This is a genomic window from Labrys sedimenti, assembly GCF_034424805.1.
Classification (GTDB): domain Bacteria; phylum Pseudomonadota; class Alphaproteobacteria; order Rhizobiales; family Labraceae; genus Labrys; species Labrys sedimenti.
Map to the genome: position 1 here is coordinate 167394 of NZ_JAXOUF010000002.1, position 16077 is coordinate 183470.

15 protein-coding genes are annotated in these 16077 nt (G+C 63.5%); 6 read left to right on the forward strand and 9 right to left on the reverse strand.

Annotated elements, in window-relative coordinates:
- Positions 1-90: 90 nt before the first annotated feature.
- Positions 91-1101, reverse strand: coding sequence for a BMP family lipoprotein (locus tag U1R88_RS07185; RefSeq protein WP_068287994.1), 1011 nt, complete (start codon positions 1099-1101; stop codon positions 91-93).
- A 179-nt stretch (positions 1102-1280) separates the two neighbouring features.
- Here U1R88_RS07185 and U1R88_RS07190 point away from each other — a divergent pair, with 179 nt between their 5' ends.
- Entirely contained in the window at positions 1281-1667 is a 387-nt protein-coding gene (locus tag U1R88_RS07190) for a methylglyoxal synthase (RefSeq protein WP_068288004.1), read from the forward strand.
- Between the two features lie 99 nt (positions 1668-1766).
- Here the strand turns inward: U1R88_RS07190 and U1R88_RS07195 are convergent, their stop codons facing one another.
- Together U1R88_RS07195 and U1R88_RS07200 are read right to left on the reverse strand one after the other, a co-directional pair.
- Complete coding sequence (locus tag U1R88_RS07195) at positions 1767-2234, reverse strand: SRPBCC domain-containing protein (RefSeq protein WP_322430644.1); 468 nt, start codon at positions 2232-2234, stop codon at positions 1767-1769.
- Positions 2231-2605 (reverse strand): ArsR/SmtB family transcription factor, encoded by a 375-nt coding sequence (locus U1R88_RS07200; protein ID WP_322430645.1) that lies wholly within the window; start codon positions 2603-2605, stop codon positions 2231-2233. Before U1R88_RS07200 ends, U1R88_RS07195 begins: the two co-directional genes overlap by 4 nt.
- 398 nt (positions 2606-3003) lie before the next feature.
- Here U1R88_RS07200 and dnaK point away from each other — a divergent pair, with 398 nt between their 5' ends.
- The 3 genes from dnaK (at position 3004) to U1R88_RS07215 (ending at position 7222) form a co-directional block, all read left to right on the forward strand.
- On the forward strand, positions 3004-4905 hold the full coding sequence (dnaK, locus tag U1R88_RS07205) for a molecular chaperone DnaK (protein WP_322430646.1): 1902 nt from the start codon (positions 3004-3006) through the stop codon (positions 4903-4905).
- A gap of 211 nt (positions 4906-5116) precedes the next feature.
- Positions 5117-6253, forward strand: a complete 1137-nt coding sequence (dnaJ, locus tag U1R88_RS07210; RefSeq protein ID WP_068288016.1) for a molecular chaperone DnaJ — start codon at positions 5117-5119, stop codon at positions 6251-6253.
- Between the two features lie 99 nt (positions 6254-6352).
- Positions 6353-7222 carry an SDR family oxidoreductase gene (locus U1R88_RS07215; RefSeq protein WP_322430647.1) on the forward strand — a complete coding sequence of 290 codons (870 nt, stop codon included), beginning with the start codon at positions 6353-6355 and terminating at the stop codon, positions 7220-7222.
- A 202-nt stretch (positions 7223-7424) separates the two neighbouring features.
- Here U1R88_RS07215 and U1R88_RS07220 read toward each other — a convergent pair whose 3' ends face one another.
- Positions 7425-8084: an SH3 domain-containing protein gene (locus tag U1R88_RS07220; protein ID WP_322430648.1), complete on the reverse strand. Its 660-nt coding sequence runs from the start codon at positions 8082-8084 to the stop codon at positions 7425-7427.
- A gap of 140 nt (positions 8085-8224) precedes the next feature.
- Positions 8225-8947, reverse strand: coding sequence for a pyrimidine 5'-nucleotidase (locus U1R88_RS07225; RefSeq protein ID WP_322430649.1), 723 nt, complete (start codon positions 8945-8947; stop codon positions 8225-8227).
- Positions 8948-9130: 183 nt separating this feature from the next.
- Here U1R88_RS07225 and U1R88_RS07230 point away from each other — a divergent pair, with 183 nt between their 5' ends.
- Positions 9131-9409 carry a hypothetical protein gene (locus tag U1R88_RS07230; RefSeq protein ID WP_322430650.1) on the forward strand — a complete coding sequence of 93 codons (279 nt, stop codon included), beginning with the start codon at positions 9131-9133 and terminating at the stop codon, positions 9407-9409.
- 6 nt (positions 9410-9415) lie between these two features.
- Here the strand turns inward: U1R88_RS07230 and argB are convergent, their stop codons facing one another.
- The 3 genes from argB to U1R88_RS07245 all read right to left on the reverse strand — a co-directional run bounded on the left by argB (position 9416) and on the right by U1R88_RS07245 (position 13340).
- Positions 9416-10309 (reverse strand): acetylglutamate kinase, encoded by an 894-nt coding sequence (argB, locus tag U1R88_RS07235; protein WP_068288044.1) that lies wholly within the window; start codon positions 10307-10309, stop codon positions 9416-9418.
- Positions 10310-10403: 94 nt separating this feature from the next.
- Entirely contained in the window at positions 10404-11888 is a 1485-nt protein-coding gene (locus U1R88_RS07240; RefSeq protein ID WP_068288047.1) for an MDR family MFS transporter, read from the reverse strand.
- Between the two features lie 195 nt (positions 11889-12083).
- Complete coding sequence (locus tag U1R88_RS07245; RefSeq protein WP_425545393.1) at positions 12084-13340, reverse strand: cyclopropane fatty acid synthase; 1257 nt, start codon at positions 13338-13340, stop codon at positions 12084-12086.
- A 333-nt stretch (positions 13341-13673) separates the two neighbouring features.
- On the opposite strand from U1R88_RS07245, the gene araD1 reads away from it, so the two are divergent.
- Complete coding sequence (gene araD1, locus U1R88_RS07250) at positions 13674-14672, forward strand: AraD1 family protein (RefSeq protein WP_425545394.1); 999 nt, start codon at positions 13674-13676, stop codon at positions 14670-14672.
- Positions 14673-14869: 197 nt separating this feature from the next.
- Here the strand turns inward: araD1 and dapE are convergent, their stop codons facing one another.
- Positions 14870-16039 carry a succinyl-diaminopimelate desuccinylase gene (gene dapE, locus U1R88_RS07255; protein WP_322430652.1) on the reverse strand — a complete coding sequence of 390 codons (1170 nt, stop codon included), beginning with the start codon at positions 16037-16039 and terminating at the stop codon, positions 14870-14872.
- Positions 16040-16077 lie beyond the last annotated feature (38 nt).

Here is a 16077-nt window from a genome sequence, read left to right on the forward strand (position 1 = left end):
GATCCCGGATCGGCGAAGACGGCAGATCATTGGCGAAAGGCAGGTCTACGGACCTGCCTTTCGCACTACGGAAAGCAGTCTGTCGCCTGCTCAGTTCACCGGGCAGACATTGTCCTTCTCGTAATTATGCACCACCACCTTGCCGTCGGCGATGTCCTTGGTCACCGCCTCGATGGCAGCCTTGTTGGCGTCGGTGACCAGGGGCTTGTTGTTGTCGTCCATGGCCAGGGCCACGCCGCTATCCTTGATGCCGAGCACATGGGTGCCGGCCTTGAACTTGCCTTCCTCGCCGTCCTTGAAGCCCTGATAGATCGCCTCGTCCACCCGCTTGAGCACCGAGGTCAGCACCTTGCCGGGATGCAGGCCGTTCTGGTTGGAATCGACGCCGATGCCGAGCTTGTCGCCGTCGGCGGCCGCCTGCAGCACGCCCAGGCCCGTCTGGCCGGCGGCGGCATAGACGATGTCGGCGCCTTGCGAGATCTGCGCCTTGGTGAGTTCGGCGCCGCGGCCGGGGTCGTTCCAGGCCGCCGGCGTGGTGCCGGTCATGTTCTGGATGACCTTGATCTGCGGATTGGCGGCCTTGGCGCCCTGGACATAGCCGCAGCCGAAATTACGGATGAGCGGCACGTCCATGCCGCCGATGAAGCCGATCGTGCCTGTCTTGGTGGTCTTGGCGGCGAGGTAGCCGGCGAGATAGGAGCCTTCGTCGGCGCGATAGACGTAGGAGGCGACGTTGGGCAGGTCGACGACGCTGTCGACGATGCCGAAATGCACCTTCGGATAAGCCTTGGCCACCTTCGCCAGCACGTCCTCATAGGCAAAGCCCATCACGATGATGGGATCGTTGCCGTCCTTGGCGAAGCGGCGCAGTGCCTGTTCGCGCTGGGAAGCATTGGTGATTTCGAAGTCGCGATAGGTCTTGCCGCTTTCCTTCTTCCAGCGCTCGGCGCCGTTATAGGCTCCCTCGTTGAAGGACTTGTCGAATTTGCCGCCGAGGTCATAGATGACCGCCGGGCCCGGCTTGTCGGCTGCCTGTGCCGCGCCAAATCCCGCAGTGCCGGCCGCCAGAATGGCAGCCAGGCCAAGAAGGGTCGATTTCATCACGCTCTCCCGCGCTCGTTCTCGCTCTTGGATGGGGGCCGCGCGGGAAAGGCTTCCCGTGCAGACCTTATGGTCAACATGGCATGCCGATTGCGCTATTGAGAAGAGGCGTTGTGCGGTTGCCCCTGATTTTCACATGGAATCAGGTGGGAAACGCCGGTTGGAAATGAGGATATGAGATGGCAAAGCTGGTCCGGCGCACTCTGGCACTCGTCGCGCATGATCTGAAGAAGGACGAAATGGTCGAGTTCGCGCGCACGCACCGGGCCATTCTGGCGCGCTTCAATCTCGTCGCCACCGGCACGACCGGCAGCCGCATATTGGCCGCCTGCCCGGAACTGTCGCTGACACCGCTGAAGAGCGGTCCGCTCGGCGGCGACCAGCAGATCGGCGCCCTGATCGCCGAGGGACAGGTGCATGGCCTGTTCTTCTTCGTCGATCCGCTCTCGCCCCTGCCGCACGATGTCGACGTCAAGGCCCTGACCCGGCTGGCGCTGGTCTACGACATCCCCATGGCCCTCAATGCCTCGACGGCGCACATGATCGTGGGCCAGTTGGTGGATTGAGGAGGGAGAGGCAAAGGCTTGGCGGGCGAAGGGGCGCGAATGTCGCACTCTCGCATCGAAGCCTTCATCTCGCCCGACCCTTAAGGTCAGCATCGATCCTCACAAAATACCCTCGAGCCGGGCATAGCTGGCTTCCATGCCATGCTCCATGCCGGTCGCCAGCATCTGCTCGCGCACCTCGGCGCTGGGAAGGGTCATGCGCAGGGTCATCAGCGTGCCCGCGCCGTCCGCCGCGAAGCGGGTCTCGACATGGCTGTCCGGCGTGGGATCGGGCAGATGCATGCGCTCGACATGCACGATGCGACTATGGGGCTCGAGCTCGACATATTCGCCCGTCAGGTAGAAGCCACCGCTCCCCGAGGCGTCCCGCCATTCGAAGCGGATACTGCCGCCGGGCCGGGCCTCGCTGATACAGACGGGCATGGTGTAGCCGTCCGGTCCGAGCATCCATTGCTGGATGAGCTTGGGTTCGGTGTGGGCCCGGTAGACCGCCTCGGGCGGGGCGGCGAAGCGCCTGGTCACCACGACATGGGTTTCGCCTTCGGTTCGGATCGCAAGCTTGGTCATGGGATTTCCTCTTCCTTTTCGGGGAGTCCAGGTTTTTTAGGTAGTCCAGGTTTTTCAGGCAGTTCTTGAGCCAGCAGCGCGTCCAGCCGGTCGTAATTGCGGGCCAGGGCCTCGCGCAGTAGGCCCAACCACTGGTCGATGGCCGCGATGCCCTCCGGGGCGAGCCGGCACGGCCGTCTCGTTCCCTCGGCGCGGCGGACGATCAGCCCGGCGCCTTCGAGAACCTTGAGATGGCGCGAGATGGCGGGCTGCGTCATCGCGAAGGGTTCCGCCAGCTGCATCACCGTCGCTTCCCCGAGTGCCAGGCGGCTGAGGATGGCCCGGCGGGTCGGATCGGACAGGGCGGCAAAGGTATGATCGAGGTCGAGCATGGCGGTTGCGCTTTCTTGATAACAAGTTTGTAATATAACAATATTGTTATGATCAAGGTGATTTTCGCCTGCCTTCGTCGTGAGGGCAGGCAGGCGAAATCGAGTGACCGGGGATGCTGGCTGATGTATCGCTATACGGCCTGTTGGCTTGCCTCGGCCGGAGACGGCCGGCCCTTCGTCCAAGAATTGTGACGAAGACGCAAATTCCTTAGCGGACAGGCAGCTTTCGCGCCTTGCGGCCTGTGAAAGCCCCCCTTATATACCCGCCGAACCCGTGATTAATCCAACGTCAGTCATGGGGTTTCCGATAGGGACCGGCCGGGTTCCTGAGGGCTTTCCCGGCCTAGGCGCTGCTGCTTCGGGGCGCGCCGGTCTGCTGAATAGGAAGGATGAGAACTATGGCTAAAGTTATTGGTATCGACCTCGGCACCACCAATTCGTGCGTGGCCGTCATGGAAGGCACGAGCGCCCGGGTCATCGAAAATTCCGAGGGCATGCGCACCACGCCCTCCATCGTCGCCTTCACCGACGATGGCGAGCGCCTCGTGGGCCAGCCGGCCAAGCGCCAGGCTGTGACCAATCCCGAGCGCACCTTCTTCGCGATTAAGCGCCTGATCGGCCGCACCTATGACGATCCCATGACCAAGAAGGACATGGGCCTGGTGCCCTACAAGATCGTCAAGGGCGGCAATGGCGACGCCTGGGTCGAGGCGGACGGCAAGTCCTACTCCCCGTCGCAGATTTCGGCCTTCACCCTGCAGAAGATGAAGGAAACGGCCGAGGCTCATCTGGGCCAGCCGGTGACGCAGGCCGTCATCACCGTTCCCGCCTACTTCAACGATGCCCAGCGCCAGGCCACCAAGGACGCCGGCAAGATCGCCGGCCTGGAAGTGCTGCGCATCATCAACGAGCCGACGGCGGCTGCGCTCGCCTACGGCCTCGACAAGAAGAAGGCCGGCACCATCGCGGTCTATGACCTCGGCGGTGGCACTTTCGACGTCTCGATCCTGGAGATCGGCGACGGCGTGTTCGAGGTGAAGTCCACCAACGGCGACACCTTCCTCGGCGGCGAGGACTTCGACATGCGCCTGGTCGAGTATCTGGCGGATGAGTTCAAGCGCGAGCAGGGCATCGACCTCAAGAAGGACAAGCTCGCTCTCCAGCGTCTGAAGGAAGCGGCCGAAAAGGCCAAGATCGAGCTGTCCTCGACGGCCCAGACCGAGATCAACCTGCCCTACATCACGGCCGACGCTTCGGGTCCGAAGCATCTGGCTCTCAAGCTCTCGCGCTCCAAGTTCGAAAGCCTGGTCGATGATCTCGTTCAGCGCACTGTCGAGCCCTGCCGCAAGGCCTTGAAGGATGCCGGCCTGGCTGCTGGCCAGATCGACGAAGTGGTGCTGGTCGGCGGCATGACCCGCATGCCCAAGATCCAGGAAGTCGTGAAGCAGTTCTTCGGCAAGGAGCCCCATAAGGGCGTCAACCCGGACGAAGTCGTGGCCATCGGTGCCGCTGTCCAGGCCGGCGTGCTGCAGGGCGACGTCAAGGACGTGCTGCTGCTCGACGTGACCCCGCTGTCGCTGGGTATCGAGACGCTGGGTGGCATCTTCACCCGTCTGATCGAGCGTAACACCACGATCCCGACGAAGAAGAGCCAGACCTTCTCGACCGCCGAGGACGGCCAGACGGCCGTGACCATCCGGGTCTTCCAGGGCGAGCGCGAAATGGCGCAGGACAACAAGGCCCTCGGCCAGTTCGATCTCGTCGGCATTCCGCCGGCGCCCCGCGGCATGCCGCAGATCGAGGTCACCTTCGACATCGATGCCAACGGCATCGTCAATGTCTCGGCCAAGGACAAGGCGACCGGCAAGGAGCAGCAGATCCGCATCCAGGCTTCCGGTGGTCTTTCCGATGCCGACATCGAGAAGATGGTCAAGGACGCCCAGGCCAACGCCGAGGAAGACAAGAAGCGGCGTGAGCTCGTCGAGGTCCGCAACCATGCGGATGCGGCGGTGCACCAGGCCGAGAAGTCGATCAAGGAGCTTGGCGACAAGATCTCCGAGGCCGACAAGTCGACCGTCGAGTCCGCGATCACTGCCCTGAAGTCCGCGCTGGAAGGCGAGGATGCCGAGTTGATCAAGACCCGCACCAACGACTTGCAGCAGGCTGCCATGAAGCTGGGCGAAGCCCTGTATCAGCAGCAGCAGGCCGCTGGCGAAGCGGGTGCCGAGGCCGGCGCGAAGAATGACGATGTTGTTGATGCCGACTTCGAAGAAGTCGACGACGACAAGAAGCGTGCGTAATCTCTGACGATCGTGTGCGAGCCCTCGCCAAACGGTGCAAGCCAAAGCTTGCACCGGACATGGCGGGGGCTTTCGTGCACCTTCGGGAGCAAGGCGCGTTCAAGCGGAAGCGCCCTTCGCTCGAATTGGTTGTTTCAACACGTCTTGGCGAGCGCCGGTGATCTGCCGCCCTTCGCAAGACGCTTTCGCTGGGATGCTTTGAGCGATTCCTATGGCCAAGCGTGACTATTACGAAGTGCTCGAGGTTACTCGCGAAGTAACCGAAATCGAACTCAAGGCTGCTTTCCGCAAGCAGGCGATGAAGCATCATCCCGACCGCAATGCCGGCAACAAGGATGCCGAGGCCAAGTTCAAGGAAGTGAACGAGGCCTATGAAGCCCTCAAGGACCCGCAAAAACGCGCGGCCTATGATCGCTTCGGCCACGCCGCCTTCGAACAGGGCGGCGGTGGAGGCGGCTTCGGCGGAGGCGGGGGCTTCGGTTCCTTCTCCGACATCTTCAACGACATCTTCGAGGATCTGGCCGGGCGCGGCCGCGGGCGCAGCAATTCGGGCGGGCGCGAGCGCGGCGCCGATCTGCGCTACAACATGGAGATCACGCTGGAGGAGGCCTTCAACGGCAAGACCGCCACCATCAAGATCCCGACCTCCGTCACCTGCGATGCCTGTTCCGGCTCGGGCGCCAAGGCCGGATCGAAGCCCAAGACCTGCGGAACCTGCGCCGGCCATGGCCGCGTGCGCGCCACCCAGGGCTTCTTCTCGATCGAGCGCACCTGCCCGACCTGCCAGGGCCGCGGCGAGGTCATCGATAATCCCTGTCCGTCCTGCGGCGGTGCCGGGCGCACCACGCGCGAGCGTACCCTCTCGGTCAACATCCCGGCTGGCGTCGAGGACGGAACGCGCATCCGCCTCGCCAATGAAGGCGAGGCCGGCTCGCGCGGCGGGCCGGCGGGCGACCTCTACATCTTCCTGTCGCTGGCGCCCCACGAATTCTTCCAGCGCGACGGTGCCGACCTGCATTGCCGGGTGCCGATCTCGATGGTGACGGCCGCCATCGGCGGCGAGTTCCAGGTGCCGACCGTCGACGGCGGCAAGGCCAAGGTGGCGGTGCCCGAGGGGACGCAGACCGGCCGGCAGGTACGCCTGCGCGGCAAGGGCATGCCGGTGCTGCGCTCGCGCGAGCATGGTGACATGTATGTCCAGCTCTTCGTCGAGACGCCCAAGAACCTCACGCGCCGCCAGCGCGAATTGCTGGCCGAGTTCGACGCACAATCGTCGAAGGAAACCCAGCCCGAAAGCGCCGGCTTCTTCGCCAAGGTCCGTGATTTCTTCGACGGATTGGGGCAGTAAGCCTGGGAGCGCGGGCGTCCTCGCCCGCTCTTCCTGTCCGGCATCTCCAGCGTTTCCAAGAGGCGGACGGGGACGTCCGCGCTCCCAGGAATGGTCTCCATGAATCTCCTGATCTTCGGCCTCGGCTACACCGCCTCGCATTTCGCGGCCCGCTATGGCGAGCGCTTCGCCAAGATCACCGGCACTTTCCGCTCAACGGCGCCGCATGAGAAGCTGCCGGACCTGCCTGGTGTGACGCGCCTCTCTTATGACGGCCTTGCCGGTTCGCCGGCGGTCGAGGCTGCGATTGCCGAGGCGACGCACATCCTCACCTCCATTGCGCCCGACGATGATGGCGATCCCGTCCTGCGGCATTTCGGCTCGGCCCTCCGGCAGGCGCCGAAGCTGCAATGGATCGGCTATCTCTCCACTGTCGGGGTCTATGGCGATGCCGGCGGTGCCTGGATCGACGAGACCGCGCCGCTGCGCCCGACCATGGCCCGCAATGCCATGCGGGTCGACGTCGAGAAGGAATGGCTCGAGCTTGGCCGCGGCAGGGACCTGCCGGTGCAGCTTTTCCGCCTGGCCGGCATTTACGGGCCGGGGCGCAACGCCGTGGTCAATCTCAAGCGCGGTTCCGCCCGGCGCGTCGTCAAGCCGGGGCAGGTGTTCAACCGCATCCATGTCGAGGACATCGCCGGTGCGGTCGCCGCCGGCATGGAGAAGTCCGGGGCGGGGCCAGCCTTCAACGTCACCGACAACGAGCCGGCCCCGCCGCAGGACGTGGTCACCTATGCCGCCGAGCTGCTCGGCATGACGCCGCCGGTCGAGATCGCCTATGACGAGGCCCAGATGACACCGATGGCCCGGTCCTTCTATGGCGAGAACAAGCGCGTCTCGAACCGCCGGGTCCGTGAGGAGCTGGGTTATGCGCTGCGCTATCCGACCTATCGCGAGGGCATCCGCGCCTGTTTCGACGCGGATGCGTGATCGTTCTTGAACCGATCTTCTTTCCGATTTGCAGCGTAGGAAACGCTGGTCTTTGCCATGCCCGGGCTTGATCCGGGCATCCGGAACGCCGCTATCCGTTAGAAGGGAAGGGGGCTGGATTGCCGGTCAGGCCCGGCAATGACAAAGGCGGCATTCATTTCCGTCCGTTGTCGAGTGTGGATTCGACCAGCCAATGCTCCGCTCATTGCGGAATGATCGGCCGTGTGCTGCCGATCGGCCGTCCCGGCCGGCCGGGACGGAAGACCGGCTTCGGACGTGGGCCGCCATGATGGGGAGGCCTCACTCCGGGCGGACGAACGCCGGGTGGGCGGCCTCCAGGCGGACGGACCACTGGCGGGCGTGTCCCGGGCGGGCCGATGACGGGCGGCCGTGGGCGCCAGCCCGGCCCGCGATGGGGCGGGCGTGGCCGGCCATGGCCCCACCAGGTGTTGTACCAGGGACGCCGCACATAATAGCGATCCCAATAGGCATAGCTGAAGACGATGGCCGGTATCGCCAGGGCGCCGATGCCGACATTGCGGTTCGCGGCGGCGGACAGATATTTGTTCGCCGACCAGCCCCGCTCGCCGCGTACGGAAATATCGCACCAGGAGCGATCGCTGAGGCAGCCATGGATGAGGACTGATTCGCCCGGGCGCAGCGTGGTGACGGCGGGATATTGGGTGCCGGGACCGGCACGCAGATTGACATTGGCGGTGGCATAGCCCCGCACGGCCGCCTGCGCGCCGCCCGCCACCAGGAGGACGCCTCCGCCGGCCAGGATGGCGATGAGCAAAGTCCGGACCAGGAGCTGGATACGGATGAGGAGGCCCGGGATATCGAGCTGAGGTGAGGGCATCATGCAACCCCATGCAGTGGAAGCCGCCCCGCAGAAAAGCCGGGGCGGCCTGACGCACCTGACAATGCAACGCGCAGACCTCTTCGCCAAGCGGGCAAGCCGAATATTCCGGTATTATTCGGTAGATTGGTCATGATGGCGGTTTAGAGCGAAGCCGACAGATCCGTCAGGAAGCTGGCAATGTCGTCCGTGACATAGTCGACATGCTCGGCCTGCACGCGCTCGACTTCCCAGGCGTCACGCACGATCTCGGCATCGAGCCTAGGCAGAACCAGCACGGTGCGCATGCCCCGGTCATGCGGCACGATCAGATTGCGCGAAAGATCCTCGAACATGGCAGCGCGGCTGGGGTCGACGTCATGACGAGCGAAAAAGTTCGCATAGGTGTCGGCGGCGGGCTTGGGCAGGTAGTCGGCCGAGACGATGTCGAAGACGTCGGCGAAATGCTCCTCCACGCCCAGGCGTTTGACGATGTTCAGGGCATGCCGGGTGGTGCCCGAGGTGAAGATCAGCTTGCGCCCGGGCAGCAGGCTGAGCGCGGTGCCGAGCAGCGGGTTGGGCTCCAGCGGGGAATGGTCGATGTCATGCGCGAATTCGAGGAAATGCGCGGGATCCACGCCTTCGTCGATCATCAGGCCACGCAGCGAAGTCCCGTAGCGCTGATAGTAATATTTCTGCAGCCCGCGCGCGGTGAGGCCGTCGACACCATAGTAATTCGCCATCCAGGTTGTGATGCGGTTGTCGACCTGCTCCCACAAATTGGCGTGGTGAGGGTAAAGCGTATTGTCGAGATCGAAGACCCATGTGTCGACATGGGCGAAATCCGCTGACAGCTTTTCCCTGATTGTGGCTACGCTCTGATCCATGCTCGTCTCTATCATCCTTATGCCAGCATCGAGTGGCAAAGTTAAGGATGGATTGCCTGGCGGCCGGCCAAATCTCCGAATGCGGATAGCCAGGAACCTTCGCCTGTAACAACGCTTCTTCTCCCGACGTAGCAGGTTGAGGTTGTGCCACGTCCTCTCAGGTCGGTCGAAAGGTTTCACGCCATGCAGGCGGCCCTGCTCTATGTCTTCCGCAAGAACGCCATCCTCACCTTCGCTTTCATGGGCATCTTCGGCGGGATGTTCGCCGTCAGCTCCTACAACCTGCTGGAGCTGTTCCGAGCCAATTTTGACTACATCACGAGTTATGGCGTCATGGGTCTGATGGAGGGCGGCGCGCGGCAGTTTCTCGAGCTGGTATTCTATGGCTATACCGGCATTGCCTGCTACATCCTCTTCAAGGGCTGCCTCTATGGCCTGCTGGACAGGGTCAGCAGGCACTGACACATCTCAGCGCCGGATCAGCGTACCCGCGCCGTGATTGGTGAGGAGCTCCAGCAGCACGGCATGCGGCACCTTGCCGTCCATGATCACCACGGCCTCGACGCCCTTTTCGAGGGCATAGATGCAGGTTTCCACCTTGGGGATCATGCCGCCGGTGATGGTGCCGTCGGCGATCAGGCGGCGAATACCTTCCACGTCGATCTCTTCGATCAGGTTCTTGTCCTTGTCGAGGATGCCCGGCACGTCGGTCATCAAAAGGAGGCGGGTGGCGCCGAGCGCCCCGGCGATGGCACCGGCGAACGTATCGGCATTGACATTGAAGGTGCCGCCATCCTCCGACGCCGCCACCGGCGCCAGCACCGGAATGATCTGCGAATGGATGATCTGGTCGAGCACGGTGGTGTCGACCTTGTCGGGCTCGCCCACGAAGCCGAGATCGACCACCTTCTCGATGGCGGAATCGGGATCGTAGACCGTGCGGGTCGCCTTCTTGGCGGTCAGCATGCGGCCGTCCTTGCCCGACAGCCCGACAGCGCGCCCGCCCGCGGCATTGATGAAGCCGACGAGCTGCTTGTTGATCGAGCCGGCCAGCACCATCTCCACCACCTCGACGCTGGCGGCGTCGGTGATGCGATGGCCGGTGGCGGCGAATTCGGACTTGATGCCGAGGCGCTGCAGCATTTCGGAGATCTGCGGGCCGCCGCCATGCACCACCACCGGATTGAGGCCGGCCTGTTCGAGCAACACGATGTCGCGGGCGAAATCGCGGGCGAGCTGCTCGCTGCCCATGGCATGGCCGCCATATTTGACGACGATGGTGGCATCGTCATGCTGCTGCATGTAGGGCAGGGCTTCGGAGAGGATTTCGGCCTTGTCGTGGACGCTCAAATTAGGGCTCATGGCTACGGGATCCGAAAGAGACTGGAAGCGCTTTTACAGCATGCTGCGGGCATGAAAAGAGGCGATTGCGCCAAATCGCAAGATGCCAGGGCAGTCACTCCATCGCCACCGAGGCCGGTTCGACCTTGGTTCTGAGCGGCCGCTCTTCCATGCGCAGCAGGGCGCAAAGCGTGGCGAGCGACCCGAAAGCGGCGGCCAGGAACACCCAGCGGAACACCGAGCCGATGTCGCTGCCGGCGGCAGCGATCGACTTCGCCAAGGTCTCGATGGTGACGTTGGCGGCGAGGTCGGCCGGCAGGCCGCCCATCACGATGGCGCCGAACACCGCGACGATCAGGGCACCGCCGAGCGAGCGGAAGAAGTTCATGGCGCCGGTGGCCGTGCCCATCTGGTGCTGCAGCACGGCGTTCTGGATCGCCACCGTGGTGACCGGCAGCATGGTGCCGATGCCGAGGGAGGCGAGGGTCAGCAGGATTTCGAGCACCACCAGAGGCAGGGCCTGCGGGTTGATCGAGATCAGGGCGAAGGCGACGGTCGAGACGGCGAGGCCGATCAGGGGTGGGCGCTTGTAGTGCGTGATACGCGCCATCAGGCGGCCCGACAGCGTCGCCCCCGTGACGGTACCGACCATCATCGGAATCAAGGCGAGGCCCGATTGGCTCGCCGTCAGGCCATAGACGCCTTCCAGGAGGATCGGCATGTAGATCGTCATGCCGATGAAGACGCCCATGCCGAAACAGGCGGCGATGGTGCCCGCCGCCACCACCGGATTGGCAAGGATCTCGGTGGGGATCAGCGGTTCGGGCGCCGTACGCAGGCGAATGATGAAGCCGACCCAGAACAGGACGGAAAGGCCGAACAGGCCAAGGATCGGCGCCGAGTTCCAGGCATAATGCGGCCCGCCCAGGCTGAGGGCGAGCAACAGGGCGATGGTGGCCACGGCCATCAGCGCCGAGCCGAGAAAATCGAGCCTGTGCGGCCTTTCGTGGCGCGGCAGCTTCTTGAGCACCGAATTCGTCATCCAGAAGGCGAGCAGGCCGAGCGGCAGATTGATCCAGAAGATCACCGACCAGTGGAGCTTCTCGGCCATGAAGCCGCCGAGGACGGGTCCCGCGATGCTGGAGGAGACGAAAACGGTGGCGAAATAGGCCTGATAACGAGCGCGCTCGCGCGGCGGAATGATGTCGGCGATGATGGTTTGTGCCAGGGAGATGAGCCCACCGCCGCCGAGGCCCTGCAGGGCTCGCGCCAGGATCAGGGTCAGCATGGTCGGGGCGAGGGCGCACAGGATCGAGCCGGCCACGAAGGTGCCGATCGCTACCAGCAGCGTCACGCGCCGGCCGGCGATATCAGCCATCTTGCCATAGAGCGGCGTCACCGCCGTCGAGGTCAGCAGGTAGATGGTGACGACCCAGGGCAGGTTCTCGAAATCGCCGAGTACGCGGCCGATCGTCGGCATTGCCGTGGCAACGATGGTCTGGTCGAGCGCTGCAAGGAACATCGCCACCAGCACGCCGATGATGATCGAGCGTATCTCGTGAGGGCTCAGCGCGGAACTGGCCGGTTCGGACTGGGTCATAACTGCTTTCCGGAAGCTCGGTCGGGGCTTCCTAATCTATGCAAACTATATTGCACATTCCTCCTGATCACGGGTTTGGACGACAAAGAGGGACGTGCCTGGAGCGGAAAGAAGAGGCGGGCCCGAAGACCCGCCTCTTCTTGCAAATGGCCTGAATGGCGTTCTTCAACGACGCGCCATCGATAATCGGCAGGGCTATTCGGCTGCCTCGCGGGTTGGCGCGGGGACCGGCTGCAGGTCGAGCGGCAGGCGCCGCTCAGCCTCGCCGATATAGTCGCGGGTCAGCGGTACGGCGTTGACGGACTTCGCCACCTGGATCTGGAAGACCATGTGGCCACCCCAGCGGAAAGTGGCCTCGGAAGCGGCCAGATACATGTCCCACATCCGGCAGAAGCGCTCGTCATAGAAGGAACGGATCTGGTCGCGATGATGGTTGAAGCGCTCGCGCCAGTGCTTGAGGGTCTCCGCATAATGGATCCTGAGGATCTCGATGTCGGTGACGACAAGCCCGGCACGTTCGATTGCCGGCAGCACTTCCGACAGCGCCGGCGAATAGCCGCCGGGGAAGATATATTTTTGGATCCACGGGTTGGTGGCGCCGGGCCCGTCGGAACGGCCGATGGCATGCACGAGGCCCACGCCGTCCTCGTTCAACAAGGCGGCGATCTTGCGGAAATAAGCATCGTAATGGTTGACGCCGACATGCTCGAACATGCCGACGGAGACGATGCGGTCGAATTTCCGGTCGAGGGCTCGGTAGTCGATCAGCTCGAAGCGCACGCGGTCGGCGATGCCGGCGGCCTGGGCCCGGGCGTTGGAAACCCGGTGCTGCTCCTCCGACAGGGTGATGCCGGTGACATCCGCCTTGGTCACGTCGGAGATGTAGAGGCCCATGCCACCCCAGCCAGAGCCGATATCGAGCACCTTCACGCCCGGCTTCAGCAACAGCTTGGCGGCGATGTGCCGCTTCTTGTAGGCCTGTGCTTCTTCCAGCGTGATATCCGGACTGGGAAAATAGGCGCAGCTATACTGTCGATCCGCATCCAGGAAGAGATCGAACAATTCGTCCTTCAGGTCATAATGATGGGCGACGTTGTTCTTCGACTTTCCGGCCGGATTGTATTGGGCGATGCGCCGGCTGATCTTGCGGGCGGTGGAAGCGATGTTGCTCAGCGGGCCGATCGAGGTAGACCAGCCGATATTCTGCATGAACAGGGCGAGCATGTCGTAGACATCGCCCTTTTCGATGACGAGGCGCCCGTCCATGAAGGCTTCGCCCGCTTCCAGTTCCGGATTGGTGAGAAGCTTCCAGGCCGTTGCCTTGTCTACAATTCGAATAGTGCTCGAAAAATCCTGGCCGGATCCGTAGGTGTGAACGTGGCCTTCGGGATCAATAACCGTAAGTGCACCCTTTTTAATCAGGCGCTTCAACATAGTATCGAGAATAAACATCTGCAAAAACCCCAGCGGTTTCGCATCGCGGGAGCCCTTTCGGTCGCCTGCCGCTCTCATCACGCAGGGAGGACCACCACTTGCCGGCTGGCAGATTCGACACGAACCGTTCCCAAATTGAACGCAATTTGAGCAGGGATGCAATTGTTTTTCTGCCCACCCTAAACAAAATCAAAAAGCGCGGCACGATGCTGCCTTCGAATATTTTCCCGGAATCAGAATTCGGCCTGTCGGCGCGGGCCGGCAATTGATGGCGCAGCGAATTTTACCGTTGCGCTCTGTCGAATGCTTTCTATGATGCGCGTCCGCTAATTTGTCTGAGGAATGCGCCGCGTGTCTCCTACTCCCCTCCGCCTTGCCCAATTGCGCCATCAGGGCCGGCGCGTCGTCGTCGCCACCAGCGAGGGCGTCTCGCGCCTCATTCGCGATACTGCGACGGTGCTGGACCTCGCCAATGCCGCGATCGCTTCGGGTCATAGCCTGCGGGCCGAGATCGAGAAGCGTGGCCTGGGCGAAACCGTCGACCTCGCTGCCGCGCTTGCCGCCGGCGAGGTGCTGGCGCCGATCGATCATCCCGACCCCAGCCATGTCATGGTCGCCGGCACCGGCCTGACCCATCTCGGCAGCGCCGAGGGCCGCGACAAGATGCATCAGGACTTGGCTGACCTGTCGAAGGCCACCGACTCCATGAAGATGTTCCGCATGGGGCTCGATGGCGGCCGGCCGGCACCGGGCAAGGAGGGCGTGCAGCCCGAATGGTTCTACAAGGGCGATGGCTCGACGCTGATCGCCCCGCAGGGCAGCTTGCCGTCACCGTCCTTTGCCCTCGACGCCGGCGAGGAGCCGGAACTGGCCGGCATCTATGTCAACGGGCCCGACGGCACGCCCTGGCGCATCGGCTTCGCGCTCGGCAACGAGTTTTCCGATCACGTCACCGAACGGCAGAACTATCTCTATCTCGCTCATTCCAAGCTGCGCGTCTCCGCCATCGGGCCGGAGCTCTTGGTCGGCGAGGCGCCTGCCGATATCCGCGGCACCTCGCGCATCCTGCGCCAGGGCAAGGTGATCTGGGAAAAGCCCTTCCTCACCGGCGAGGCGAACATGTCGCACACCATCGCCAATCTCGAAGGCCATCACTTCAAGTACCAGCTCTTCCGCCAGCCCGGGCAGGTGAACGTGCATTATTACGGCACGGCGACGCTGAGCGTCTCCGACGGCGTGGTGACCGAGCCCGGCGATGTCTTCGAGATCGCGGCCGAGCCGTTCGGGCTGCCGCTCGCCAATCCGATCGGGCGTGTGGACGCGCCATGGCCGACGGTGAAGGCTCTGTAAAGGAGCAGGGACATCGCGACAGGTGAGCCTGTCGCGATGTCCGTTCTTTCTTCCCAAAGCGGGGGACAAGAGCGGACTGGAGCGTTTTGCGATTAGACGGAATCATCTCGAATCACAAAGACGCGTCGAACCAAAGAGCGAGAGCAAAACAGCGTTTCCGTCTAAACGCGCTTTGCTCTAGAAGTCCGTGCTCCAATTCAGCTGAAATATTGCCCGAGAATGCGCTGGTAGATCCGGGTCAGGCTTTCCAGGTCGAGGATATCAACGCGTTCGTCGATCTGGTGCATGGTCTTGCCGACCAGGCCGAACTCCACCACCGGGCAGACATTCTTGATGAAGCGGGCATCCGAGGTGCCGCCCGAGGTCGACAGCACCGGGCGGCGGCCGGTTTCGGCCTCGATGGAAGAGACGATAGCATCGACGAAGGCGCCGGGCGGGGTGAAGAAGGATTCGGAAGCCGAGCGCTCGAAGACGAGGTCGTAGGCCACTTCGTTGCCGGCGGCGCCGTCGAGCTTGCCGCGCACCCATTCTTCCAGGCTTTGCCGGGTCCAGCGGTCGTTGAAGCGGATGTTGAAGGTCGCGCGGGCATCGGCGGGAATGACGTTGAAGGCGGGGTTGCCGACATCCACCGACACCACTTCGAGATTGGAAGCATCGAAGTGATCGCTGCCGTGGTCGAGCTCGCTCTGGGTGAGGGCGGCGAGCAGGCGCACCATCTGCGGCACGGGGTTCATGGCCAAGTGCGGATAGGCGACATGCCCCTGCTTGCCATGCACGGTGATGATGCCCGACAGCGAGCCGCGCCGGCCGATCTTGACCATGTCGCCGAGGGCGTCGGGGTTGGTCGGCTCGCCCAGGATGCAATGGCCGATGCGGTCGCCCTTCGCGACGGCCCAGTCCAGCAGTTTCACCGTGCCGTTTATGGCCGGGCCTTCCTCGTCGCCGGTGATCAGGAAGGCGATCGGCGCCTCGGGATGGGCGTCGAGATGACGCAGGCTTGCCGCAACGCTGGCGGCGACGCCGCCCTTCATGTCCACTGCGCCACGGCCGTAGAGCTGACCGTTGACGATGTCGCCCGAAAAGGGCTGATGGCGCCAGCGTGCCTCATCGCCCGGAGGCACCACGTCGGTATGGCCGGCGAACATCAGGGCCGGCTTGTCCGGCGCTCCGATGCGGGCATAGAGATTGACGACATCAGGCGTATCCTCGTCGCTGAAAGGCACCAGATGGACGGCAAAGCCGTTTGCCTGCAGCACCTCGGCCAGCAGCGTCAAGGCGCCGCCTTCGGCCGGTGTGACGGAGGGGCAGCGGATGAGGGCCTGGGTGAGGGCGACGGGATCGCGGGGATCGAAGCTGAGATCAGTCATGACGTTCCCTTTACCCTCCCTTTCGGGGGGGGGTAAAG

Coding starts and splice junctions, on each gene's coding strand:
- U1R88_RS07185 (WP_068287994.1), bottom strand. CDS start 1,101: ATGAAATCGACCCTTCTTGGCCTGGCTGCCATTCTGGCGGCCGGCACT.
- U1R88_RS07190 (WP_068288004.1), top strand. CDS start 1,281: ATGGCAAAGCTGGTCCGGCGCACTCTGGCACTCGTCGCGCATGATCTG.
- U1R88_RS07195 (WP_322430644.1), bottom strand. CDS start 2,234: ATGACCAAGCTTGCGATCCGAACCGAAGGCGAAACCCATGTCGTGGTG.
- U1R88_RS07200 (WP_322430645.1), bottom strand. CDS start 2,605: ATGCTCGACCTCGATCATACCTTTGCCGCCCTGTCCGATCCGACCCGC.
- dnaK (WP_322430646.1), top strand. CDS start 3,004: ATGGCTAAAGTTATTGGTATCGACCTCGGCACCACCAATTCGTGCGTG.
- dnaJ (WP_068288016.1), top strand. CDS start 5,117: ATGGCCAAGCGTGACTATTACGAAGTGCTCGAGGTTACTCGCGAAGTA.
- U1R88_RS07215 (WP_322430647.1), top strand. CDS start 6,353: ATGAATCTCCTGATCTTCGGCCTCGGCTACACCGCCTCGCATTTCGCG.
- U1R88_RS07220 (WP_322430648.1), bottom strand. CDS start 8,084: ATGATGCCCTCACCTCAGCTCGATATCCCGGGCCTCCTCATCCGTATC.
- U1R88_RS07225 (WP_322430649.1), bottom strand. CDS start 8,947: ATGGATCAGAGCGTAGCCACAATCAGGGAAAAGCTGTCAGCGGATTTC.
- U1R88_RS07230 (WP_322430650.1), top strand. CDS start 9,131: ATGCAGGCGGCCCTGCTCTATGTCTTCCGCAAGAACGCCATCCTCACC.
- argB (WP_068288044.1), bottom strand. CDS start 10,309: ATGAGCCCTAATTTGAGCGTCCACGACAAGGCCGAAATCCTCTCCGAA.
- U1R88_RS07240 (WP_068288047.1), bottom strand. CDS start 11,888: ATGACCCAGTCCGAACCGGCCAGTTCCGCGCTGAGCCCTCACGAGATA.
- U1R88_RS07245 (WP_425545393.1), bottom strand. CDS start 13,340: ATGTTTATTCTCGATACTATGTTGAAGCGCCTGATTAAAAAGGGTGCA.
- dapE (WP_322430652.1), bottom strand. CDS start 16,039: ATGACTGATCTCAGCTTCGATCCCCGCGATCCCGTCGCCCTCACCCAG.